The sequence below is a fragment of the Ruegeria sp. AB6 genome (genome assembly GCF_056542685.1).
Genome location: NZ_JBQGAD010000013.1, coordinates 1 through 23,080 on the forward strand (window position 1 = coordinate 1; position 23,080 = coordinate 23,080).

Annotated in this window: 29 protein-coding genes; 7 read left to right on the forward strand and 22 right to left on the reverse strand. The window is 56.7% G+C overall.

What is annotated here, in order from left to right; translation table 11 throughout:
• From ACR0DB_RS19615 to ACR0DB_RS19705, 19 genes are all read right to left on the reverse strand, one after another.
• A partial coding sequence (locus ACR0DB_RS19615; RefSeq protein WP_480552604.1) for a type IV secretory system conjugative DNA transfer family protein occupies nt 1–1,381 on the reverse strand: 1,381 nt, incomplete at its 3' end.
• A complete protein-coding gene (locus ACR0DB_RS19620; protein ID WP_152460674.1) occupies nt 1,374–1,532 on the reverse strand; it encodes a DUF4177 domain-containing protein in 159 nt (52 codons plus the stop codon). The genes ACR0DB_RS19615 and ACR0DB_RS19620, both read right to left, overlap by 8 nt.
• Nucleotides 1,533–1,544: 12 nt before the next feature.
• On the reverse strand, nt 1,545–2,558 hold the full coding sequence (locus tag ACR0DB_RS19625) for an ATPase, T2SS/T4P/T4SS family (protein ID WP_152460675.1): 1,014 nt from the start codon (nt 2,556–2,558) through the stop codon (nt 1,545–1,547).
• A 205-nt stretch (nt 2,559–2,763) separates the two neighbouring features.
• Nucleotides 2,764–3,597, reverse strand: a complete 834-nt coding sequence (locus tag ACR0DB_RS19630) for a TraB/TrbI/VirB10 family type IV secretion system protein (RefSeq protein ID WP_170575215.1) — start codon at nt 3,595–3,597, stop codon at nt 2,764–2,766.
• Between the two features lie 11 nt (nt 3,598–3,608).
• On the reverse strand, nt 3,609–4,175 hold the full coding sequence (locus ACR0DB_RS19635) for a hypothetical protein (RefSeq protein WP_216599851.1): 567 nt from the start codon (nt 4,173–4,175) through the stop codon (nt 3,609–3,611).
• 116 nt (nt 4,176–4,291) lie between these two features.
• The gene (locus ACR0DB_RS19640) at nt 4,292–5,107 is read right to left on the reverse strand and encodes a TrbG/VirB9 family P-type conjugative transfer protein (protein ID WP_170666357.1); all 816 of its coding nucleotides are present in this window, start codon (nt 5,105–5,107) and stop codon (nt 4,292–4,294) included.
• Entirely contained in the window at nt 5,107–5,751 is a 645-nt protein-coding gene (locus ACR0DB_RS19645; RefSeq protein WP_170666359.1) for a VirB8 family type IV secretion system protein, read from the reverse strand. The genes ACR0DB_RS19640 and ACR0DB_RS19645 overlap by 1 nt, the downstream gene beginning before the upstream one ends.
• A 17-nt stretch (nt 5,752–5,768) precedes the next feature.
• Nucleotides 5,769–6,824 (reverse strand): TrbL/VirB6 family protein, encoded by a 1,056-nt coding sequence (locus ACR0DB_RS19650; protein WP_170666362.1) that lies wholly within the window; start codon nt 6,822–6,824, stop codon nt 5,769–5,771.
• A complete protein-coding gene (locus ACR0DB_RS19655; protein ID WP_170666366.1) occupies nt 6,821–7,321 on the reverse strand; it encodes a hypothetical protein in 501 nt (166 codons plus the stop codon). Before ACR0DB_RS19655 ends, ACR0DB_RS19650 begins: the two co-directional genes overlap by 4 nt.
• Nucleotides 7,318–8,064, reverse strand: a complete 747-nt coding sequence (locus tag ACR0DB_RS19660) for a type IV secretion system protein (RefSeq protein WP_170666370.1) — start codon at nt 8,062–8,064, stop codon at nt 7,318–7,320. The genes ACR0DB_RS19655 and ACR0DB_RS19660 overlap by 4 nt, the downstream gene beginning before the upstream one ends.
• Nucleotides 8,064–8,198, reverse strand: a complete 135-nt coding sequence (locus tag ACR0DB_RS19665) for a hypothetical protein (RefSeq protein WP_256368715.1) — start codon at nt 8,196–8,198, stop codon at nt 8,064–8,066. The genes ACR0DB_RS19660 and ACR0DB_RS19665 overlap by 1 nt, the downstream gene beginning before the upstream one ends.
• A complete protein-coding gene (locus ACR0DB_RS19670; protein ID WP_170666374.1) occupies nt 8,195–10,561 on the reverse strand; it encodes a VirB4 family type IV secretion/conjugal transfer ATPase in 2,367 nt (788 codons plus the stop codon). The genes ACR0DB_RS19665 and ACR0DB_RS19670 overlap by 4 nt, the downstream gene beginning before the upstream one ends.
• A complete protein-coding gene (locus ACR0DB_RS19675) occupies nt 10,554–10,832 on the reverse strand; it encodes a VirB3 family type IV secretion system protein (protein WP_152460684.1) in 279 nt (92 codons plus the stop codon). The genes ACR0DB_RS19670 and ACR0DB_RS19675 overlap by 8 nt, the downstream gene beginning before the upstream one ends.
• 3 nt (nt 10,833–10,835) lie before the next feature.
• A complete protein-coding gene (locus ACR0DB_RS19680; protein WP_152460685.1) occupies nt 10,836–11,117 on the reverse strand; it encodes an HAD family hydrolase in 282 nt (93 codons plus the stop codon).
• Complete coding sequence (locus ACR0DB_RS19685; RefSeq protein WP_152460686.1) at nt 11,114–11,758, reverse strand: lytic transglycosylase domain-containing protein; 645 nt, start codon at nt 11,756–11,758, stop codon at nt 11,114–11,116. The genes ACR0DB_RS19680 and ACR0DB_RS19685 overlap by 4 nt, the downstream gene beginning before the upstream one ends.
• Nucleotides 11,755–12,180: a TSCPD domain-containing protein gene (locus tag ACR0DB_RS19690; protein ID WP_152460687.1), complete on the reverse strand. Its 426-nt coding sequence runs from the start codon at nt 12,178–12,180 to the stop codon at nt 11,755–11,757. Before ACR0DB_RS19690 ends, ACR0DB_RS19685 begins: the two co-directional genes overlap by 4 nt.
• The gene (locus tag ACR0DB_RS19695) at nt 12,177–12,800 is read right to left on the reverse strand and encodes a hypothetical protein (protein WP_152460688.1); all 624 of its coding nucleotides are present in this window, start codon (nt 12,798–12,800) and stop codon (nt 12,177–12,179) included. The genes ACR0DB_RS19690 and ACR0DB_RS19695 overlap by 4 nt, the downstream gene beginning before the upstream one ends.
• A 473-nt stretch (nt 12,801–13,273) precedes the next feature.
• Entirely contained in the window at nt 13,274–13,687 is a 414-nt protein-coding gene (locus tag ACR0DB_RS19700; protein WP_170417964.1) for a thermonuclease family protein, read from the reverse strand.
• Between the two features lie 48 nt (nt 13,688–13,735).
• The gene (locus tag ACR0DB_RS19705) at nt 13,736–14,092 is read right to left on the reverse strand and encodes a hypothetical protein (protein WP_142638830.1); all 357 of its coding nucleotides are present in this window, start codon (nt 14,090–14,092) and stop codon (nt 13,736–13,738) included.
• 419 nt (nt 14,093–14,511) lie between these two features.
• Here ACR0DB_RS19705 and ACR0DB_RS19710 point away from each other — a divergent pair, with 419 nt between their 5' ends.
• The 3 genes from ACR0DB_RS19710 (at nt 14,512) to ACR0DB_RS19720 (ending at nt 17,768) form a co-directional block, all read left to right on the forward strand.
• Nucleotides 14,512–14,970, forward strand: a complete 459-nt coding sequence (locus ACR0DB_RS19710; RefSeq protein WP_170624892.1) for a hypothetical protein — start codon at nt 14,512–14,514, stop codon at nt 14,968–14,970.
• Nucleotides 14,971–15,337: 367 nt separating this feature from the next.
• Nucleotides 15,338–16,627 (forward strand): helix-turn-helix domain-containing protein, encoded by a 1,290-nt coding sequence (locus ACR0DB_RS19715; protein ID WP_170417959.1) that lies wholly within the window; start codon nt 15,338–15,340, stop codon nt 16,625–16,627.
• A gap of 187 nt (nt 16,628–16,814) precedes the next feature.
• The gene (locus ACR0DB_RS19720; RefSeq protein WP_170417956.1) at nt 16,815–17,768 is read left to right on the forward strand and encodes a LuxR family transcriptional regulator; all 954 of its coding nucleotides are present in this window, start codon (nt 16,815–16,817) and stop codon (nt 17,766–17,768) included.
• 263 nt (nt 17,769–18,031) lie between these two features.
• Here ACR0DB_RS19720 and ACR0DB_RS19725 read toward each other — a convergent pair whose 3' ends face one another.
• Nucleotides 18,032–18,451, reverse strand: coding sequence for a MerR family transcriptional regulator (locus ACR0DB_RS19725; protein ID WP_170417953.1), 420 nt, complete (start codon nt 18,449–18,451; stop codon nt 18,032–18,034).
• Between the two features lie 145 nt (nt 18,452–18,596).
• On the opposite strand from ACR0DB_RS19725, the gene ACR0DB_RS19730 reads away from it, so the two are divergent.
• Complete coding sequence (locus tag ACR0DB_RS19730; protein WP_170418031.1) at nt 18,597–18,920, forward strand: hypothetical protein; 324 nt, start codon at nt 18,597–18,599, stop codon at nt 18,918–18,920.
• Between the two features lie 4 nt (nt 18,921–18,924).
• Nucleotides 18,925–19,143 (forward strand): GDCCVxC domain-containing (seleno)protein, encoded by a 219-nt coding sequence (locus ACR0DB_RS19735; protein ID WP_237215937.1) that lies wholly within the window; start codon nt 18,925–18,927, stop codon nt 19,141–19,143.
• 211 nt (nt 19,144–19,354) lie between these two features.
• Here ACR0DB_RS19735 and ACR0DB_RS19740 read toward each other — a convergent pair whose 3' ends face one another.
• Complete coding sequence (locus ACR0DB_RS19740) at nt 19,355–19,831, reverse strand: DUF411 domain-containing protein (protein ID WP_170417950.1); 477 nt, start codon at nt 19,829–19,831, stop codon at nt 19,355–19,357.
• A 284-nt stretch (nt 19,832–20,115) separates the two neighbouring features.
• Nucleotides 20,116–20,529 carry a heavy metal-responsive transcriptional regulator gene (locus ACR0DB_RS19745; RefSeq protein ID WP_170417943.1) on the reverse strand — a complete coding sequence of 138 codons (414 nt, stop codon included), beginning with the start codon at nt 20,527–20,529 and terminating at the stop codon, nt 20,116–20,118.
• A gap of 89 nt (nt 20,530–20,618) precedes the next feature.
• On the opposite strand from ACR0DB_RS19745, the gene ACR0DB_RS19750 reads away from it, so the two are divergent.
• Nucleotides 20,619–21,647 carry a lysylphosphatidylglycerol synthase domain-containing protein gene (locus ACR0DB_RS19750; protein WP_170417940.1) on the forward strand — a complete coding sequence of 343 codons (1,029 nt, stop codon included), beginning with the start codon at nt 20,619–20,621 and terminating at the stop codon, nt 21,645–21,647.
• On the forward strand, nt 21,634–22,884 hold the full coding sequence (locus tag ACR0DB_RS19755; RefSeq protein ID WP_170417937.1) for an MFS transporter: 1,251 nt from the start codon (nt 21,634–21,636) through the stop codon (nt 22,882–22,884). The genes ACR0DB_RS19750 and ACR0DB_RS19755 overlap by 14 nt, the downstream gene beginning before the upstream one ends.
• The last annotated feature ends 196 nt before the right edge of the window (nt 22,885–23,080 follow it).

Sequence of the window (23,080 nt, forward strand, 5' to 3'; positions counted from 1 at the left end):
CGGCAAACATCTGGGTTCCAGCGTTTGCCAGCATCGCCCGCACACCCTCGTGCCCATAAATGTCCTGTAGGCGCGACAGTGTTTGCGAAATCACCACGAGCCTGCCCCCGAACGATCGCATGGTGTCATAGGCTTCAACAACGCGCTCAAGATGGCCGAGGCGTTGGAACTCATCGAGCAGCATCAAAACCTTGAACGGCTCATCTTCGCCCGGCTCAACAGTTTCGATGGTGTTCACCAGATCGAGGAAGAACAGGCGAATGAGCGTCCGGAACTCTTTGACCTTTTTCCCTGGCACGGAAAAGTAGATCGAGCTGGGGCGCCGACGCAGATCTTCAAAGTTGATGTCATTGCCCTGCGTGGCTCTTGCTACCGACGGGTTGCGCCAGAGCTGCAGGCCGGAGTTCAACATAACCGAAATCGTTGACCGCAGGATTTTGGATTCTTCGGCTGCAAGATTCAGAAACTCATCTGCAGCTCGCGCATATCCAACTTCTTCAGCCATTTTCTCATAGTCCTTTTGCTTGGTCGTTTTGACCAGGCGCAGGACTTCGGAAATGTATGGCCGCTTTCTTTTGATCGCCAGCATCGCCATTGCGCAGAACATGCCTTCAACACCACCCATAAAGCCCTGCGCGGACGAGCTGGGCGTGTCGAACATCTGAGTTGCAACCTGAATCACTTCTTCCCATCGCCGGTCCAGATTGTCGGCACGTGCTGCGCGGCGCAGAGGGTTGTAGCTGTGGCTTTTGTCGGGGTTCTCGGGGTCGAACATAAAAACCTCATCGCCCATTGCTGCCCGACGCGCGCCGGTTGTCTGGAAAATCTCGCCCTTGATGTCCAGGACGACGCAAGACCCATTGAAACGCAGGACATTCGGGATCACAAAGCCGCTGGTTTTGCCCGAACCAGACGGGGCAATGAACATCGCGTGCGGCTTTTGGACACCGGGGCCGGGCTTATAGTAGATCGCGTTTTTGTCCTTTGGCTCACCAAATTTGGCAAACACGATTTCACTATCCAATTTGTCTTTGAGCTTCAGAACCGACGCATAGCCTTCCTGGACGAGCTGAGGGGCCTTTGCAAAGGTCGCATCACCGTATTTCGTTGAGGGACCACGCAGCGCAGCCGCCACAAATGCAAAGGTCAAAACACCCACTGCGACCACCGCCACCAGACCCATGATCTGCTGCGTCTCTGCAGGCTGTGCCATGAACTTCTCTGGGATCGCCCAGATGTCCAGCCCGCGAAAGCCTCTGGTGTTGATGTATTCGAGAGCCAGCCCGACCACCAACACCGCGCAAGCCGAGGTAGCGATAAAGCCCATAGTACCGGCTATCGCGACCTTCTTGCCTTTGGGTAGATCCTGAAACTCAGCCATCGGTCAGCTCGCGTTTGAAGAAGCACACGATGCCAAACTCGGCAGGTACGACGCCGACCATTTCCCAACCGTCTTGCCCGAGCTTCGCAAACTTCTCGCCTGCATTTTCCTCTACCCGCATCAAGACATTACGATACTCAAATTTTTTCATTCTATTTCTCCTTCAGATAAGTTGATCAGCGGTCATCAGGGGTGGGAAGATCACTCCGTTGACCTTCCGTTCGTCACCGATTTTCTTCATGTGAACGATCATGTGAATGGTGGCCCGGATGTCATCGACCACTTCTGACTTTTGAACGGTCGGAGATCCGCGACGCACCATCTTGCTCATACGTCCAATGGCATCTACTGGTGAGTTGGCGTGCATGGTACAAACAGAACCATCGTGGCCGGTGTTCACCAGTTCCAGGAACATATTTGCGTCGTCGCCCCGAATTTCACCGCAGACGAGGCGGTCAGGCCGTAACCTCAGCGCCGATTCCAGCAGCTTTGTTGGTGATCGAGGGCCATCTTCTTCGGAACGGTCAGCAAGTAGATCGACAGAATTGGGTTGCTCGATGTCCAGCTCGGCCACTTCTTCAATCGTCACGATCCGTTCGCCAGGATCGACGCGCTTCAGCATTGCATTGAGAACAGTGGTTTTGCCAGACGAGGTGCCCCCGGCAATGATCACGTTCCATTTGCTTAGCATCGCAAGGTCGGCCAGCTCGTCAAAGTTCATTGTTCCGGCAGCGAGAGCAGCCCGAGCCTTTTCAAGCGCGCTGTGATCATTGTTTTCTGCCAACGCCGCCTCTTTGCTGGCGAAGCTGAACGCGCCCAGATCGACGGTTTTCACGCGGAGCAGGCGGATCGCCACGGACCCCACGCCGGTTGTTGCTGGCGGAATCACAACCTGCACCCGCGCTTTACCCTGCTGTGTCGGCACGTTGGCCGTCGCAATCGGCTTCTTTTCTCCGAATGTCACATCGCTGAATCCGGCCACGCAGCGCCCGATGTTTTCCACATCATCTCTGTTCAGAGTAATGTCTGTCCTGGTCATGTGTGTTGTGCCCATTTCTTCGACCCAGACCGATCCGTCAGGATTCACAGAAATTTCGCTCAGGCTTTCATCGTGCAACAGATGCTCGATCTTGCCTGTATAGTATTCCAGAAGGCTATTGCCGTTCCGCCCGCTCATGTTCTTGTCCTTGGTAGAGCACTTTTTTGAACACTGGAGGTTGCCTTCGCTGCATCTCGGCTTTGCCTCGAACACGAAGGCATCCACATAAGATTCATTGCTTCCAAAAAGTGCTGAATTTGCTTCAAAAAAGGCCGCTACCGCACTCGATCATGCTGGCAGCGGCCGGAAAGACTGCTGAGGCGGTCGGCTCATTGGCTCGCGCTCAGAAGCTATCGAACACAACGTCGCGCTGCAGGATGGCGTTGATGCGACTGCCCTGATCGACAAAGACTGTCGGAGTAATGCGCAGGTATTCATCAAGCGCCGCTGCCGTAGCGTTCTGCAGGTTAGACCCCACTTGCGTTGCCAGATCAGTGCGAACCGAGTTGTTGCTATCGTTGTCAGAGACCAGTGCCACCGGCGCAATGCCGATGATGGACAACAGCGCTGCAGTTCCGAACCGTTTCCCAAAGTGTGTGTTCACCCTGCCGGTCGCACCAGTCCGGCCTTGACCGTCCGTACCAGCCGATCCGACCTGAGTTGACAGGCCGTCAGGCGTGATGACACGGCTCCAAACGATCATGATGCGCGTTTGCGCCAATGTCGTGTCCGCTCGATACTCGCCAAAGAGCTTCGATCCGCGCGGCAGAAGCAAACGCGTGCCGTCCATCGAGTAGACGCCACGTGTAATCGTCGCCACGACACTGCCGGGCAACTCCGAGCTGACCGCGCCACCGAACACAGCCGACAAAACCGTGCCTTGCGTCAGGGTGCGCGACGGATCGTCAATGATCGAGGCCCCGACGATGGGGGGATATTCTTCGACCAGATTGTTTTGCCATGTCGTGTTTTGGTTTTCCTGATAGCCGCGTTGATCTTCAGGCAGGCGGGTGTCGTCTGGCTGGACTTGAACCGGCTGCGGCGCTGCAGGGAAGGGTTGGAAAATGACCGGCTGCGATCCACCATTGATCGGCTGGTAGTTTTGACCGGGTGCGTCCTGTGCCATCGCGCTTGAGGCCAACGTGACCAGGGCGAGGGTGAGTGCTGTTCTGTTCATCGTCAGCTCCATCAGTTTCTGCCGTATGGGTTTTCATCGAACACAATGCCGTCCGACTGGTTCTGCCGCTGGCGCATTTTCTTCAGTTCTTCGAGTCTGCGCCGCTCGTCATCGGTCAGACCTTGCGCCTGAAGGTGGCTTACGCTGGCAAGTGCCCGGGCCTCCGCATCTGCGATGGCCTGGGCAAGTTCCGTCTGGAACTTCTTCTCTCGCTCATCATATCTGACCTGAAGGCGTTCATTGGTCAGGTTCAGCGTTGCGATTTCACCGTCTTTTTCTGACAGCGAAACTTTGGCATCCGTCAGCTCGTCTTGCAGGTCGGAAATCCGGCCATTCTGTTGCTCGATGGTTTTCAAGGCTTTATCAAACCCAATGAATTCAACCGGCTGTGGAGTTGAGGCGGGCGTTGCCACCGCAATTTCCTCGGGCAAAGCCTCTGGTTCTGGCTCATCGACCTCTGGTCCCCGTGCGGTCAAAAGCCCATATCGCTCGCCACCACCTTGTTGCAAAGCGTCAACGCGAACGCCCGTGTTCCCGCCTTTGCTTTCGTCGCCCAATACGAACCAAGCGAAACTCACGAACACCGCTCCGGCAACAGCGACAGCGATGAGCTTCTTGGGCTCGAACCTCTTTCTCATACGTTGAGGTGGTTGCTCCGCTGCAATCCGTGCTGCAATTGTCTGATCGCGGTTCATTACTTGCTGCCCCCCGGTTTAACTGTCTGTGAAGTAACGGGCCTGCCCGTTGCACTCGCCTGCTGAAACTCGTCGCCATCGTTTCGAACACAGATTGAAGTGTCCTCAATGCGCAGTGTCCAAAGATCTGAAAGGCCCTGCACCTGGATAATGCCGCGCTCTTTGACTGTGGTGTTCACCATCAGCTCACGTCCATCAGGCAGGACACGGAAGATACCGGGCAGCTCCGCATCCTGTGGGATATGCATGTAAGTGTGAACGCCATCATCCCAAACGGCGGTGGGCGCAAAGTCCGCTTTGCCCGAGCGCGAGTAGTTCTGGTTCACAAACCGGCCAGTTGGCTTCGGCTCGCTCCGAGCGACTGTGCCGCGACGCGTTGTGGTCCCGCCGCTGTTGTTCTTGTTATAGAACGTGACCCGGAACGGTACTCGCTTACGTTCGGCGGCGCTCTCGGCCGGAACCAAATAGAAGTTGTATGTCCCGCGATTGGTCAGGACGGTCAGGTTTGAATCCGAGTTCAGGATTTCCGGCTTGAACGCAATAACGCGACCTTCCTGCAGGCGAGTGATCTGAAAACTTTCAGTGTCGCCCGCACCAATGCTGCGGACGGTTTCGCCCTGCGGAAAGTGAACATAGGTAATCAGGCGTTCACCCACAGGGATGCGGTACACCTGGTTGTCGACGTAATGGAAATGCGTGATGCGGTGATCCGCGTTCTTTCCGTCTGGCGTTGGTGTGATTTCAGCGAGCAGAGGTGTTGAGAGCGTCAGGGTTGCAGCCATGACGCGGGTGAGTGTTATTAAGGGCCGAAACATCAGATGTTCCCCATGGTGTCTACGCGGTAGTTGGTGACAACGAAGCCAAATGGATTTTCCAGAAGCTCACCCATCGACGTCACGATTTTCTCCTCAAACCCGTAGGTCACTGTGACCACGTAGCGGGCTGTCGCCGTTGCTTGGTTTGGCACGATCAGGGACTTGCGGATCTCGACCTGCACCGTCTCATCGTTGACCGGCGAGACGCCCAGAATTTCGGTCTGCACCTTTGTCTTGGGCGTATAGATTTCGTCCGGATGGTTGTCGTTCGACCCATCCCACAGTTCGCGGTAGGACGTTTCGGCCAACTCATCAGAACGACGCAGCACCGATTTCAGGCGCTCGTTATTGTCCTGGACATCATAGGTTTCCCGGTCGCGCACATAATTTGCGACTTCACGGAAGGCCATTGCCTCCGTCGGTTCCAATTCTTCCACCTTTTCAGTGAGCAGGACTGGCAGTTTCGTGTCCGGATCAATGGAGAATGGCACCGCGCGGATTTCCTTCAGGGGAAGGAGCATCGCCCAGCCAATCATAGAGGCCACGCCCATTGCCATGCCGACCATGCCGAATACCTGCCATTTGAAGGCATCGCGGCGTGCGCCCAGAAAGAGTTCTTTTTCGTGATCTGTCACGTGTGACATTTGCTCTGTACCTCGATTTATGAAGATTTATTGGCGCGAGCTTGTCGAATGCTCTGCCGGTAACGGTCAGCGGCGTAGCTCTGACGAGCTGCCCCATCCTGATTTCGGGCTCTGTGCGCTATGTCCCGACGCGCTTGCATTGCGCGAGACGCGCTGTCACGAACGCCAGTCCCGTCACGTGCTGCGGAAGCCATCGCGGCGGCGGTTTTGCCACCGGCTACTGCACCCCTTGCGCCATCGCTGGCAGTGCCCAATGCACTTCTTGCGGCTGCAACCGCGCCGGTTGCCACAGCAAGACCGGAGGATGCCGAAACTATCGCGCCAGACATGCCGCCAGCCAGTGACGGGATTTGCGTGAGCATGACGATAGCCACGATGCAGATTGCGAGAAAACGTCCGCTGGCTTCCATGTCATTAACATCAGACAAGGAACCAAGTTCCGAAGCGAAAAGCGCCTGAATAAGAGAAACGATGCCTGTCAGAACGACAATGACCATGATGAGGCCCACAGTCGTTTTCGCCCAGGCTGCGAAGATATTGGCTGTGGCCGAGCTGAGCAGCGTTGCAATGAAAACAGGCGCTAGACCCAGCAGGACCGCCAGACCGCCTTTTGCGATGAGTGCCATGCCAGTGCCAAAAGCAACGATGACGGCCCCAACAACCCAGAGAATAGCTCCGGTGATGCTCAGGCCCCAGGTCGCGTTTTCAATGGCCTGCTGGCCCATCAAGAAACACTGAAGCGCAATCTCATCCAACGCTTGCCATACATTTGTGGTTCCAGTGAGTGCCCCGGCAATACTGTCCGGCAAGATTTGGACGCCTTGATAGATTGGTTGGAAAAAGGACCAGCTCGACGCCATTCCGATGATGATCGTCGCCCGAATGATCCAGCCTACATAACCACCAAACCCAATTTCTCTGATCTGAAGTACGCCGTTGATCAGCATCGCTACAAAGATCAGCGCAGCAATAGCCCAGAGGGCGGATGCGAGATCCGCCGCAAGGCTGGTGTATGCTTGCTGAGAAAAGTTGCTGATTGCTGATTCAATCGAGCTGACGAAATCCTGAATCACGACCCACAAGCCTCCTCAATTGCAGGGCGCAGCGCTTCCAAGCGTTCTTGCTGCGTTTCTTTGAGCGATTTGAGTTCGCTGGATGGCTTCGACCAGAAATCGCCCTGGTCTGCGCCCACCAACTTGATTGCAGCTTCGCGGCTGAGGTTACCGAGCGGGCATTCAGTGCTGAATGCTTCATCGGCTTTGCGCAGGCGGCATTGCTCTATGGCAAATTCATGAGCAGCTATCACTTGCTCATTCAAAATGGCATCGGTCCAGTTGCCAACGACATACTGTTGATCCGCGCCCTGACCAGCGTTGGCGAGCTGTTCAACCCCGTATTCCTTCAGGGGTTTTTTGAACGCTCGCACGCCCGAATAACCAAGACAGGTCCGATATTCCCCAAATGTCCAATCAACATTGGGGGGAAACGGAAGTCTGGCCTCAGCACTGGCCGACGACGCTAAAAGCGTCGCCGTCAGTGTGATCAGGGCGAAAGTGGAGCGGCTTTTCATTGGGTTTCTCCTCTTGCGTAATTGCTAAGCGTCTTTAGGTCCGCTGCGTTTGCAGCCAGATCCGTGCCCGACGCCAGGGCATTGGCCGAGGTTGCGCGCAAGATTTCAATTTCAACTTGCAGGAGTTTCAGAAGAACCGCTGTGTTGTAGTCGATTGCATCCTTCAGATCTTCTTGCTGACCGATTTCACCGCGCAGCTTTTCGGCGTCTTCGGAGAGTTTGCCCGCCATGTCATAGCCCTGTTCGCCCAGAGCGGACGCCATCAAGCCAGCGCCACCTCGCTCTGACAGAATGCGCCGGGCTGGCACGTCTGACGTGCTGAACTCGGACAAGATGCCATCGTTCAGGCCGAGGTTGATGGATCGTCGTTCCATTGCCTGCGCTGCGACATCGGGCAGGCCGGTGATACCGCCCTCCGCTGCATCCAGGGCGTATCCAAGCGTGTCAGCTGCCGTTGCCAGCTTCAAAAAGCTGCGGCTGTTGAACTCGTCCAAATCTGTCAGACCAGAAATGGCCTTGAACGAGTTCTCCAACATTGCGCGCTGCTGCTCGAGCTTCTCATATTGTTGCATTAGCTGTTCGTACTGGCGGACCATTTCCGCGACTTCGCGGGCCGAATTGGCGGCGTCTTGTGCGATTGCCGCTGAATCAACAACCGGGACACCCTGGGCCGATGCCGTGACGGGCAGGGCGGCCAGAACCAAAACAGCAATGGTTGTGCGGATGTGCTTCAAGTTGTCCATCACGCCAGCTCCAATTCTGCAGGACCCATTCGTTCGAAGTCACAGGCGCATTTGCTGCGATAGCCCGAATAGGTGTTGGTGCAGGCGGCAACGGCGGCCAGAACAACAAGGGCGATTACAAGGCGGGATTTCATGTGATTTCCTTCCAGAAGTTGGGGTTTTGTCGCCAGTCAGGATCAGGGAACGACTTGCCGTCTGATCCGCTCAAAACACGAAGAAGCGGGCCGAGAGCGCCGACATCGACATCGAGCCAAACACTCTCATCACCTTTCTTCATGAGCATTACGCGGTCGCCAAAATGCGCCCTCAGTGCGCCCAGCTCTGAATCGTTCAAGCCGATTGCCCGGTAGTCTGCTTCATTGCCGGATCGGGAGGGGAACAAGAGCTGCGTGCTGGTGTTTTCCAGGATCGACTTACTTGCCGCTGACGACAGGATGTGATCGGGGATCTGCGTCATCATCATCATCATGACGTTCAGCTTCCGGTATGTGGTGTAAGCGTTCTTGAGAATTTCTGCGCCGTAGGGGTTGCCTGCGATCACCCAGGCTTCATCAATCACAAAGACAGTGGGCACTTTCGCAGCACAACGGCGCTCGATCTGGCGCATGACGTAGCTGATCCATGCCAACCGGACCAACTCGTCATCCAGAACCTCAGAAATGTCGAACACAAGATGCCGATCGTCAGAGGCAAAAGGATCTGTGCCACCCTCGCCAAACATCCACGACAAACGCCCGTCGCCAGCCCATTCACTTGCACGCTTGTACAGGTTCTTGTCATCGTCAAAGGCTCTGAACCGTTCCACCAGTGAATCGAAGTTCTGAAGCGCAGGCGGCAAAGTGGCATTGGCTTGGCAAGCCCGCGTTATTTCATCCTTTTGATCGGTGGTCAGTGGTTCGTCATAGCTCAACAGGGCAATGACCCAGTTGGCGAGCCAGCTTTGCCCAGCCTCATCCGTCTCGGTCTGAAACGGGTTCATGCCGGTTGGTTCACCAACTCGGACGCGGGTGTACTGCGCACCAAGCGCCCGCATCGGAGCCTCCATTGCCCGGTCTTTGTCAAAAGCGATAATCCGCGCGCCCTGTGCCACCGCCATTGTTGCCAGCAGCATTGCGATCACGGTTTTACCCGAGCCGTTCGGTCCAAGAACGATCGTATGCCCGGAGGGCAGGTTTTCGGCGTCCTTACTGGTCTTGGGAAGGTGCAGCGAAACATCGTAGCTGTCCCCGTGCGTTGTCGGGAAAGTCGCCAATGGCCCCGGCCAGGGCAGCTTTTCCGCATCCAAACCCTTTGGCCGCATGTGGAACGCAACCATGTCCGCAAAGTTCTGGTCCGTGATCAGTTCTTCACGAGGACGGAATGCGAAGTTGCCGGGGTGCTGCGCGAAGTACACCGACCGCGCCGACATCGCTTCGCGTTTGACCGTGCCGCCCGAAATCTGGATTTCACCGATGATGTGTTTTTCGGCGGTTTTCAGATCTTCCTCGTTCCCAAACACGCAGATCGACAGGTGGTGCTTGCCGAGTGACATGGTGCCGGAGGCAATGCCGTCCGCCAGAATGGACAAATCCTCTTCAAGCGACTTTGCCTTGTCGCCTGCCGAGCGCATTTGTCCCGACTTGCGGCGTTCCATTTCCTGCGCCTGGGCGCGGCTGATCGGCAGGAAGGATTGCGAAATCACGACATCAACCGGCAGGTCTAGCCCGTCGAAAATGCCGGGGAACGAAGCCATCGGGTAATTCTTCAGGGAATAGACACGGATGGAGCGTTCCTGATCGTCGCCCGTGACCAGTTTGCCGCGCTTGCCCTGAAACAGCACATCCTCTTGCGGCATGTTGAAGGCGATGGGTTCTGCAATGTTCGTGTGAATGATCGGCTGATACCGACCGTTCAACAGCATTCCATAATAGCCGAGCCAACGCCCCTCGCTGAGCTTCAGCCGGCGCATACGGGCCTCGCCCAGCGTGCCCGCCAGTGTTGTGAACACACCGTCGAGCTGTTCCATCATTTCGCGGCGTTCCTCGTCTATCGTTCCAGACGACATGCCGAACATCTGTTTTGCCCGCTCATCCTGCCGCTTTTGCAGAATGGCGCTGATGATGATCTTGCGTTCTTTCAGCTCTGCATCGACGGACGCTGAGCGCATGGCCTGCGCCACTGCACCGGCAAAGCCGGTTGGATCTGTGATGACATGACCAGTCTCAGCTGGGACGGTCAGTCGATGAACATAAAAGGCCACCTCATTGGGTGTCGTGCGCAATACACGCTCAAACCGTTCGGCCAGGAACTCGAACTCGTTTTCGTCCAGCGTGTTTGCGTTGATTCCGGTGATTTCTGCAGCGGCGATGAGGCCACCGTTGCGTGTAGAAATGACCTCATCGTCCACGACATAGCCATACGGCAACATCTGAAAGAGGCTCATTTCATCCTTGCGCCAGCTCGGCTCGATCAACGAGCGGGCAAGGGTCCACAAATCCTGTGCAGCAGGCTTAGGCACTATAGTAATCTCCCCCATGATGCTGGCGGTTTTTGGTGCGCGGAGTTTTGGAAAGGGTTACGGACAGGACGCGGAAGAAAGCCGGTTCCCATTCGTAAAAGAGGCGAAGCCCGGTGTAGAAAACAAAACCCGCAATGATTGCTGGCGCTATCCCGAACATGAAGAACGAAAGCATGGTCATCCCGAGGATCACCAGCAGATAGATCACGGGTAAGCCGCCCCATTCTGCGGGGCGGCTCAGGCCGCGAAAGACCGTATTGCGGCGCGGCATCAATCAGCCTCCGATGAATGTATCAGCGAGGCCGATAACAGCGCCGACGACGATAGCGATTACCGGGCCTTTCAGCGAACCCCAGCCGAACACGTAGGCGAGACAGCCCCAGATGAAGCCGACAGCGGCAAGGCTGACGCCAACGACCTTCGAGTCGGCCAGCGTTTCGTTGATGAAATCGCCAATGGCATCTTGCAGCCAGCCAGCGGAGGCGGGCGCTGCTGTGATGATGAACGCAGTGATCGCGAAAAACGCCATCTGCTGGTAGAAGTGGGTTCTTTTCATGAGGAAGTGCTCACTTTGCTTAGGATGATCCGCACGTAATTGCGGGTTTCGGTGAAGGGGGGGACGCCGCCGTATTCGACGACGCGGTGAGGCCCGGCGTTGTAGGCGGCAAGCGCCAGCTTCCAGGTTCCGAACTCGCGGTACTGCGCCGCCAAATAGCGGGCACCACCGTCGAGATTTTCTGCAGGGTTCTTTGGGTTCACGCCCAGGTCTTTCGCCGTTCCGGGCATGAGCTGTGCGAAGCCATAGGCACCCTTGGGTGACAGAGCGTCAGCCCGATACCGGCTTTCCTGCCAGACCAGCGCCATGAACAACTCGGCCGGAATGTCATGGCGTTCCGCCGCTGCGTGGATTTCTTTGACGATCCGCTCCTGCGACCAGCCGCCCGAGGATCTGCGAGGCCGCGGTGCCTTGCCCGCAATCTCGATCTTTTCCTGTGGCTTGGCCTTCGGCGCTTCCGGTTTTTCGTCAAGCGTGTACTCACGCATCCGGATTGGCCGAACGACGCCATTGACGATTTCTGCCCGCGCACCGTTCAGAAACACGCTGCCATCCGGCTCGTATTCGATGACCTGGGCGCTTGCGCCGGTCGCCACAAATGCCGTGGAGACGAGCAGAAGGGGCCGCATTGCTGCGATCATTCGGATTTCTCCTTTGCTTGAGTTGGCGAGGAATTGGAGGGGTTCTGTTCGTCGCCGGTCGCGGCCACGTACTCATCAGTCCAGGACGGCGGAATGCTGACAGCATCCACCAACCAGCCTGCGAGACTTGCGTATTCTTCGCCACCAAGGGCCGAAGTCTTGCGAGCGATAGAGCGCGACAGAAACGAAGCTGCTACGCCGTGCTGCAGCAACAGCGAAATCAGAACGCACAGATCATGCAGATGGTATTCGAGGTCGCTGCCAGAGCGAAAACCGCCGCTATAGAACACTTCACGGGGTTTGATTGGCGACGCCGGATCATACCCGATGGTGACAAAGGCAGTGTGCCCTTGCGGAGTTTCAACGCGGCGTGTTTCAGCCAGCCGACGATCAGGAAGAACTTTGCGCGCAGGCTTGTTCATGACAAAGCTCCCTGCGCATCAAGTTCCGCTTGTCGGATTTGCATTGCGAAATCCACTTCAAGGCGCAGCTCAACGACCACTTCAAGCGGCATAACGATGTCCAGCCAGACACCCTCACGGATCAGGTGAACGTGATAGGTGGCGTTTGGGTAAACGAACCAAAGGGCTTCATGCCGGTTCAGAACGTCGCGCGCGGTGTCGGCGTCGATTGTGCCTGACAGGTCGCAACCGAATTTCAGGGTTGCGTATGAGTTGGCATAGTTTGCTCGGCTGCTGCTTTGGATGAGCGCAGCGGCCTTTTCCGGTGAAGCAAAGCGGAACAGCTCTTTCGGACCCAACGCCTTGTTAACGTCTGCGTGCAACTTCAAGGCTTTGTAGAGCCGATTTGCACGGACATACTCAAGATCATTGAGGACATGGAACATTTCGAGCGCGATTCCGAAAGCCGTGGCGCGGGCATCGCTTTCCAGCCAGTATTCGCGCATTCCGCGCTTGATGGTTGACCGTTCTCCGGCAAGGTGGCGGATTACGGTGAGAATGTCCTTACGGGCTTGCTCGAAGCTCTGGGCGGCAGGCACCCAGCGCCGATCAATCTTGCTTTCGATAGTGTCGAAGGCCACTGTGATCACCTTTCCGCCTTTCAAAAAATAGGTCAGTAGTTTTTACATAATTACTATTATGGGGTCGACTTCAGGTCATCTGAGCGGTGGGGAATCGGGTGCTGGGACACAGCACTGAACCTTCAGTGGCGCCGCAAAAGACCAATGTCTGGTTCGGATCTCTTAGTCAGATGTTTTGGCTGGAACGTTCGGATGTCCCGCGCGCCTCAATCGTCAGACAGCGCTAAGGGATCGGAGGTGCAGACGCGTTGTCTAGGTTTGCACCCATTGACTCTGTCGCGGTGCTGCCCAATCTAGGACCGGCATCTCGGACTACTGTTTTTACCATAGTACAGTTCTCTCTTGATGTTGGAGGAATGCCCGGATGGATTAAGGGCGTTTCTTGTCCTGTCGATTGTTGGCGCAATCGGCAGGACTGCTTATTGCTTAGTCGTTTCTCTCTGCTGTCATAAATCGTTGTTTTATCCTTTCTTTCAGCCGCACCAGGACTGGCGCTTGCCACCCGAGTACGGGCGCGCCAGACCTTCAGAAATCAGGATGGCCCCGACGTTCTGTCCAGACACGCGCCCAAGCGCCAAGAAGCGATCGTGGACGTCAAAGTGCAGCTCAATCTCAAGTTCAATTACGCCCGCGAAGTTGATGAGCTCCGTCAGCCGGTCCTTGGCTCGTAGACCCAAAGCTCTCTCAGCATCGCACTGAGCCCGGAATGTCTCAGGCGTATCAAACCCAATAAGCCGGTATCGGTCGTCACCATGGTCGATCGTGTCACCGTCAACGGCAATCACCTCGGATGCGCCGAGAGTCTTTGTTTTCCTAGCTGGTTCAATCCAAACTGCAGCAATGAACAAGGACGCGAGTGCAGCGCTGAGAAACAAGAGCCGTTTCATGCGCCCTGCCCCAGCATTTTGATGAGCCGGGTTCTCGAACGTGACCGATCAGGTTTTGGATTTCGCGTCCAGGGCCTGAGCTGCTTCGAGACCCTCTGGGGTAATCGACTCGATCGTATAGTCTGATTTGACGCAGAGAATGCGCCCATCACCAAATTCCTGATGATGCTTGAAGAGGCCCGGCCAAAGATCGAACTCTCTGGGCTCAGCGCCCGCTCGAGAGATCTTCGACTTGCACAAGGCCCCGACATAGTTCGGCGAGCTGTAAATGCAGTGGTACTTAGGTCGTCCAAGGGAAGCGAGTCCGATAAATTCGTAGCGGCATGTAAAGGGAACCTGATCCTCTTTCAGGCCCCGGACCATCTCGATGGTTACCACAGTGTATTGTCTCTTGTTGTCCGCCATGACGACCCCCTATGGGCCGTCTTCTACATCCAAAAGTTGTGGACTAAAACACAATCTACGTCAATATAAGAAAACCCGCCAATATACGATATTGGATTGTCAGAAATATATTGGCCGGATATTGCTTAGGCGATTCGCAAGCAGGAGAGACCATCTTGAAACACTCAAAATCCGGAAATCGAACTCGCGCGAAGGCCCTTGCAGTTGCACTCGCTGCACTGCCAGCCACGCAGGCTCGTGCCTATCCAATTGACTGTGCCATATTCCTTTGCCTCGCCGGGGGTTGGCCAAGTTCGGCTGATTGCGTCGCAGCCAAGGCGGAGTTCATTCGGCGCATCACACCCTACCCGGTCGAACCGCCGCTTCAACTCTGGCGCTGTCCGATGAATACGTCACACAGCCCCTCGGACTTGGGTCCTATGGAACGGTTGGAAGCCATCAAGCGCACCAGTGCTAGCCCAGTTCCAGAGCTTCCATCGGATGACACCGCTAAGCCAATACTGGTAGACGCAGCGATCTCGATAGGAAGGATCGATGCACATCACGGCCAATACGGTGACGGTTTCCAAGCCACCCCGATCAGCGTCGATCTTTCTTCTTCCGATTTCGACGTTGTGAGATCCATCAGGGTTTGGGATGTGCGCCACTACAGCTATCGCCGTCGTTCAAGGGAGGGAGATTGCGAGCGTTCGCTTGATCTTGTGGTTGGCACCTACGACGATAATACGAATTTTCGCTGGTCCGAGCGCGCTCCTGCCCCAATCCCTTACTGGCTGCCACTGGGCAATCGCTGTGAACCTCCCAGCTACTTCCGCGGCGTTGGCGTCGAGTGGACCGACACATTCGGGTTCAGCGACTACGAACTCATCCGATATTGAGGTGCTGACCTGCGGTACAACGCGTTGCTCCTGGCTATGCCACCAAAAATCGCCAGCTGCATTTTTAAACCAGGCCGATTGGCCCGGAGGAAAAACTTAATCCCAGAAACAAAAACCCCCGCGAGGCGGGGCCTCAGCGGGGATCTTCTTAAGTCACGTTTGATCACCTGATTTATAGGAAACTCCAAAATTACTGACAAGGACAAACGCATCTGTGCGAACGGTTTTTCTGTGTCTTTTTGCTGAGGTTCGAGCCGCCTTGCTTCCCCAATGAGAAGCAGACCATGAGACCGTTGAACCATTCCGAACACCCTGCCCCGCGAAGCCGCGATATCAACACTGACCTTTGCCAAATGAGGCCAAATCCATGAGCTTTCGGCAGATCGCATCCGCCCATCACCACGATAATATTCGCTTTCACAACGGCCTTCCTGAGGGCTGGAACCGTGACAGGTTACGTCAGCTCTGCGTGGGATATGCGCAGATCAGAGGCGCATCAGCCCAGTGTATTCGCACCTTAGAGATCATCATCGATATGATTACGCCATGTGCTTTTCGAGACCCGTCTCAGGAACCCTTTTGCTACGCGCGCCAGGAAACCCTCATTGCCGGGCGAGGCGTGACAGATCGGACAATCCACAATCACGAACGTGAGCTGGAAAGGATTGGTCTGATCGAACGCAGGCTTGGCGCAAATGGCGCGCGCTGTAAGCGCAAGAAGCTTGGACTCTTCCTGACCCCTGCCCTGAACCTCATTCCCGAGATGCGCGATGCGGACGTGCGCAGCAAGGCCGAGAAGAAAGAACAGGACGAGCTGCGCGGGGATCGATCACGGCTTTACCGATATGTGAAACATAGTCTGGCCGTGCTTCTCTTACTCCCCTGCCCTCCTGAAAGTCTGGAAGGCATGAAGGAGGAACTTCGATCCTGGCCGCGCGCCGACAAGTTGAAATACATGACGCTGGAGGCGCTCAAGCTACATGTTCAGGCGGCTTACGACCTTTGGAGCCGGATCGAAGAGCATGTCGCAAAACCCGGTGAAATTTCGGGTGAACCCGAAGCTTGTTTCGGGTGCCATATACAAGACCAAATTGAAGAAACAATTCTGTCCTGTAACGCCGATGGCGAGAGTTCAATGTCCTCGGCAAAAGCCTCGGAACCAGATTGTTCCGGCTCCGGGCCTGACGGCCCTCCGCATTGCTTAGAAAGCAATCATCCGACAGATACGGCATCGCGCAAGGCCCAAAAACTACCGCGGGTGAATAACCGCATCCTATATGAACTGGCCTCACCCGAGCTGCGCATGCATATCGATATCGCGGGTGGCGGAGATCAGAATTCCAGCCCGTCGCTCTACGCGATTGAGACCGGCGTTTGGTCGCGATTGTCGGAGATCGGCGCCAATGCCTCGGCTTGGCGTACGGCGATTGACCGATTGACCGTGATGGGTGCAATCCTGGCCGGGTTGATCACAGACGCGAGGCTGAGCGATCCACGGTTGCCGCCAGTGGTTAATCCGGGCGGATATCTGCGCGGTATGGTGCACGCAGATGAGCGCGGTGAACTGAACCTGATTTCCAGTTTCATGGGGCTTTTGGCGCGTAGAGCCCGAGAGGAGGAAGACGGGCTTCCGCAAGATCACTGCAGCGGGTTTTAGCCGTGCCGGGTTATGAGCCGCCAGCTTCTCCAATTCATGTGTCTCATCGGCAGGTTTTCGCTCCGTTTCCGCCTCCAGAACAGAACTGTATTCAAATGCATGATTGGCTACGGGAATTCCCGAGTGGTTTGTTCAGCTTTAGGTTGCTAAGCGGCCTCGACGGCAACGCGGAACAGAAAGACGATCTATGAAAATCGCGGACATTGGCAATTCTGAACTGGATTTCAGGCAGACCGGGGAGGCGCGCCTTCAGGAAATTTGTTCGAGGTTCGGACTGGAGAATGCGTCCTACGCCCATATCGACAAGCATCACAACGTTGTCCACGGCTGCACCACGTTCCCGGCCGAATGGGTCAGGCACTACGTCGACAACGACATGGTCCTGGTCGATCCCCTCATCCGGTTTGGCGCCGCAATGATCGCACCAATTGATTGGGCTGTGTTTGATGATCAGCGTGAACACGCACCGCTATTCGATGCAGCGAGAAAATTTGGTGTGGGTCAGCACGGACTATCCATTCCGGTTATCAATCCGTTTGGGGAGCGTGGTGTCTTTACGGTTACCTCCAACCTGCGCCGATCCGACTGGGACGCCTTGGTCGGGAGTATGCTCCCTGCCCTTCGCCACGAAGCGCAGGTCCTGCATCTACTCGCGCTCGATGTGATTGATACAGTTTTCAACTTTCCTACGGATGCGTTGTCCGATCAGGAGATGGATGTTCTGAAGATGCTCGCATCAGGATTGATCCCATCCGTAGTTGCTGGCCAGACGGGGCTCTCCTCCAGGATGGTGCATGCTTTGACGTCTTCGATCGTCACAAAACTCAAGTGCCGGACAACGGAACAAGCAGTGGCGAGAGCTGTCAGCACAGGTATTCTTAAATGGACCGATTTCTTTGCCGACCCGGTCGCCGAACTTGCGGATGTTGAAGGACAGACCCTTTGCGGCGGGATCGTGCGTTGGTCTGGAAGATCACACGAGTTGATCACCTTTGAAGATGGTCGAACGGTGCGGAACTTGGATAGCTTTCAGGCGGTTCAGGTCCAGGAAATTGCCAAAGACTTCAATCTGGATGCTGAAAGGATCCTCGAAGAACTTGGACCCAACCGGGATCAATGCGTGTGGATCAGGCATCTCTGAGTTCGGCCCACGTGCACCGCTTGATTTGCAAAATTGTGAGCAGGGGCAAGTTTCACATAATTTCACTTATGCTTCCGCAATCTGTAGCCGCAAAGCTCAAATGTCACCCATGAGCAATTCAGGAATGTCACTCTCGCCTGCGATGAGGACAGGCAGAGAGTTCGGGCATGGGGTGGGTAATGATGAGCGAGCCGGATTTGAGCCGCATTGTAGTCTTTCCGCAAACTGAGTTGGCCAGATTCGATCCTTTCCGGGCGTTGCAATTAGGTGTCGTTTATTTTTTCTTTGGCGATAGGCTCGTTGAGCAACGCCGTTAGCAGGGGGCATGAGGCCGTACCCTCGGTGCAGGTCTGCACAAGTTCTGCCAGTGCTTGCTCCAACCGTTGGAGGGCGGCGATTTTTGACCTGACGTTGTCGAGATGTCTTGTTGCGACGTCTTCGACGTCACGACAAGCTTGCTCGGGCGCTTTGGACAATTCGCGAAGTGCGCATGCACCCTGAATGGTAAAGCCAAGATCGCGGCAGCGTTTGATGAATCTGAGCTCGGAGATTTCCCGTTCCGTGTATGCGCGGCGTCCCGAGGCGGTTCGACCGGCTTTCTCGACTATGCCTTCCCGTTCGTAGTAGCGGATCGTCTCGACCGACAGACCGGTCAATCTCGCCGCTTCGCCAATCGCAATCATGTGATGACCTTTCCCTTGAACCTGTAGCTACTACAGGGTGCATGTTGTCGGTCATGATGTCGAATTTCACATACCGCGCGAAGCAAAAATCGAGGAAGTCGAACCGGCTTCCGCTCGAGTTCGTCAAAGCCGGAGAAAGCTGACCATGAGCAAGTTTGTTGGCGCAAGCTTTCTTGGATCGTTTACCGCACTTGGCGTTGCGACCTGCTGCATCTTGCCGATGGCCTTGATTTTGCTTGGCTTGGGAGGGAGCTGGCTGGCCGTATTCGGCAAGATCGCCGCCGCGAGTTATTACGTGCTCGGCGGTTCGACGGCCCTGCTGTTTCTCTCTGGCATCGTCGCGTATCGCCGTGGTTCGCTCGACCGCTTCAAATGGTGGCTGACAGGCAGTTTTGCGTTGACGGCCATCGCTTGGGTTATCGTGCTCAACGAAATCCGAATAAATGATTTCCTGATAACCTTGATGTGACGCCATGAGTGAAAAGCACCCGAACCTTGTCAGCACGATCATCTGCCCGGAATGTGGACATTCAAGGCCTGAAACGATGCCAACAGACGCGTGCCAGTGGTTCTACGAATGCACATCTTGCGGAAAAGTCCTGAAGCCACTTCCCGGCGATTGCTGCGTCTACTGTTCCTACGGATCGGCCCCATGCCCGCCAATTCAGGCGGGCGACAAATGCTGCGGTTGATACGGCGACCGGGATGTCGGTTTTGTCCGCAAAGCCGGTCATCAGGCTTTGCGGACGCAGGTATTTTTTCACCGTAGGCTGGAACTTGCCCGGTAGGACAAGGCAGGCGTGAAGTCACGGATCAACTGGTTTGCCGTGAAGAATGTCACGTAAACCAGGCAGCAGAAGCGAGCGCCGTGTTTGTCAGGATCTTGCCAGCGCCATCGGGAAATTATGCGGCCGGGTAGCTGGCGAACACCTCTGTGGTTCCATCCTTGCGGATCAGAAAGACGTCGAAGGCTTCGCGTTCACTTTCCGGCCCCATGCCCGGTGAGCCGAAAGGCATTCCCGGAACCGACAGTCCGACAGCATTCGGGCGTTCGCCCAGCAGGCGCCGAATGTCAGCGGATGGGACGTGTCCTTCGATCATGTAGCCCTCCACGCGACCCGTGTGGCATGACATCATGCCCTCCGGAATCCCATTGGCGGTTTTGTAAGCGTTCAAGGCCTCCCAAGCACTGTTTTCCACGCCTACTTCAAAACCTTCCGCCCGCATGATTTTGATCCACGATCCGCAGCACCCACAATTCGGATCCTTCAGGACATGGATTGAGGGACCGGTTTTCGCGAAGGCGGGAAGCGCCGCGCTGCACGCAATTGCCGCGGCTCCTTGCATCAAGCGGCGGCGGCTCAGGTTATTCATTGTCATGTTCCCTCTTGGGTAAACTTGTCTTAAACCGATATAAAATCGCACCGGTAGGATAAAAGCTGGACCGCATTTACAGGGCCGACTTGTCCGTCACCCTCCGACACTCATCAGATATGGCTTTCTGGGCGACGCAGGGATTTCTCACAATGATCTGGCGCAAACTCTGCTCGGAAGCGGAACCCTCGCTCTCCTTTTTTCGCTGCACCTGCCGTTCTGGGTCCTGCTTGGCAATAACCCGGTTCGCAAGCAACGCCGCTACCCTCCGTTCAAGGCCGGAATTGCGCCTATTTCTCACTGCTGCGTTCTATGGCGCCCACGATCGAACAGTTCTGAATTCCACCACGCCCCGGACACGCCGCGATCAGCTCGTCCAGATTGTTCCTCAACCGTGCAAGCCCTTCGATCCGTTCCTGAATTTCGTCCCGCTTTTTGCGCGCTCTGGCCTGCATCGCGACGCACTCGGTATTTGGTGCCGTGCGCAACTCCAAAATTTCCGCGATTTCTGCCAGCGAAAATCCGAGCTTCTTAGCGCCGGATATGAATTTCAGCCGCCAAAGCGTGTCACCACCATAGTCCCGCGCGCCGCCGTCAATTGGGCGCGGCGGCTGAGTGACAAGGCCCTTCTTTTCATAAAATCTGATCGTCTCGACGCCTATCCCGGTCTCGCGCGCGGCCTGGCCGATCTTGAGTGGTTGCATCGCGGTCTCCCTCCGTCACCGTCATCTTGACACCGTATCATGATACGGAGGTTAAAACATTGAGGTCTTGGTAGTTGCGAGGATGTCAAATGCGGACCTTCCTGAAACGGTGGCTGCTGCCGATATTCGGCTCCGCCCTGGCGCTCTATCTGGTGTTTGCGCTCTACGGCAGCCTCGATTTTGCGCTGTTTCTGCAGGGCCTGCGCGGAGCCAACATGTTCTGGATCGCGATTCTTGCCGCCACCATCCTGCTGGAGCAGCTGATGAGCGGCTGGAAGTGGCGGCAGATCCTGTTCGACGTGAAACCCGTCGGCACCCTGCGGCTGACGGGGGCGCTACTGGCAGGTTATGGCGCAAATGTCCTTGTCCCGCTCGGCATCAGCCCGCTGGTCCGGGCCTGGCTGGTTGCCCGGCTCGACCGCTTGAAGATGGCGACCGTGCTTGCAACCGCGATCATCGCCCGGTTCCTCGACGGCGTCGTTTTCGCCCTTTTTGCCGGAGCGGTGGCCGCCGCCGGCCAGATTCCACAGATCGAGGGTGACCTGCGGCTGGGATTGAGCGTTGCGGGCCTGTTGAACCTGATGCTTTTCGGCAGCCTGCTTTGGGTTCTGTTCCGGTTCCGCGCGTCACTTCTGAGCGAGGACCCTCTGGTCTGCCGACTCTTCGACTGGGCTGCCGCCCGCATCGGGGCCGATGGCGCGTATCTGCGCACCGCGCTCGGTGAAGGGATCGTCTGGCCACAGGCACGGGCCCGCCGCGTCGCCGCCATTGCCGCAGCCATTGCGGGTAAGCTGGTGGCGACAACCCATTTCCTGTGGGCCGGGCTGGCGGTTGGCGTGGTGCTGAGCGCGTGGGATTACCTGTTCCTGATGGTGTTTGCCGGGTTCGCCATGGTTCTGGGTCGTTTCGTGCGCATCCCGGCGAGCTTTGTCTTTGGGGCGGGGTTCGCGCTCAAGGTGCTTGGCGTTCCGGACGAAACCGCCCTTCTGATGATCCTGTTCAACTATGTGCTGACGATCCTTCTGGTGGTCGGGATCGGCCTGACGGTGTTGTGGCAGAGCGGCATCGACATCCGCCGCGCCCGGGCGGAGGCAGAGGCGGCGAATGGCAAGGCGTAATCCCGAAGACACGAGATTTTGGCGCATCGCCGGTGCTGGTGCGGTGTTTCAGGGCGGGTCGGCGGCGGTGGACAGCGCGACGGTGGTGGCCAGTCTGGTGCATATGCTGACCGGTAGCGCGCTGGCCGTGGGCTATGCCAGCACGGTCCTGCGTCTTGGCTGGCTGCTGCCCCAGTTCGCGGTGGGCTACCTCGCCGAGCGCACCGATCGGCGGATGCCGTTCTACGCCCTTGGTGCCTATGGGCGGGCGATCACGGTCGCGATGATCGGTATTCTTCTGTGGTGGGGGGCCGACTGGCCTCAGGTCGATTGGCCTCCGGTTCCGCTGGCGCTCGGGATGCTGGGATTGTGGACGGTCTATGCCTTTGTCAGCGGCGTGGTCGCGGTGCCCTACAACGACATCGTCGGCCGGGCGATCCCGTCCGAGCGCCGCAGCCGGATGTTGGCCTGGCGCTTTTTCGGCGGCGGTGTTCTGGCGGTTCTGGTGGCGGGCTTTCTGCGACACGCGCTCGACGTGATGCCGCCGCTCAGGGCCTATGCGCTGATCTTCTGGCTCGGCGCGGTGCTGATGATCGTCTCTGCGACGCTTTTTGTCTCCGCGGGTGAGCCCGCTACCGCTGCAAGGGCGCCACGGGACCGTCCTGCCAATCTGTCTGGATTTCTGCGCGAAGGTTTCTCGACGCTGCGGCAGGACCACCGGTTCCGGCTGTTCCTGATCTTCCAATGGCTTGGTGCAGCGACGCTGATGGCGTTGCCGTTCTATGTCGTTGCCGCCAGCCGCAGCGGCCTCGGGGCGGCGGATGTCGGAACGCTGTTGGCGGCGCAGACTGTCGGCGCGCTGGCCTCGAATCCGCTCTGGGGCCACATCGGAGACCAGGCGGGCAAATTGCGCCTGCTGGGGATAGTGGCACTGGTGCGTCTCGGACCTCCGGTGCTGGTTTTGCTGCTTGTGGTCACGGGTTCGGGGCTGACCGGTTTCGCGGTGCTGTTCTTCCTGATCGGCGCGATGATGAACGGGGTGACCATCGGCTATCTCGGCTATTTGCTGGAGATCTCGCCCGACGACCGCCGCCCGGCCTATTCCGCGTGGTTCAACAGCTTTGCGGCCCCGGCGGCGCTGGCGCCGCTTGTGGGCGGTGTGGTGGTCAGCATGATCGCCATCGAAGCCGTGTTCATCGCTGCGATCCTGGCCGCGCTGGGACAGGTCGCGATCGCCGCGCGGCTGACACGGGGTTGAAATAGCACCTTGTTCAGGACCAAAGCGTTTCCTCTCAACCCGCAATTCAGATGCGATCCTGTCAAAAGGCAAGATGGCATGTCTAAACATGGGCGAAGCAGAAAACGTTGAGCGCAGCGATTAGAATTGTTCCGTTCAGAACATGACGGCGAGGTCTCTTCTCGAAAACTCCAGAAAGCGGGGTACATGTCGAATT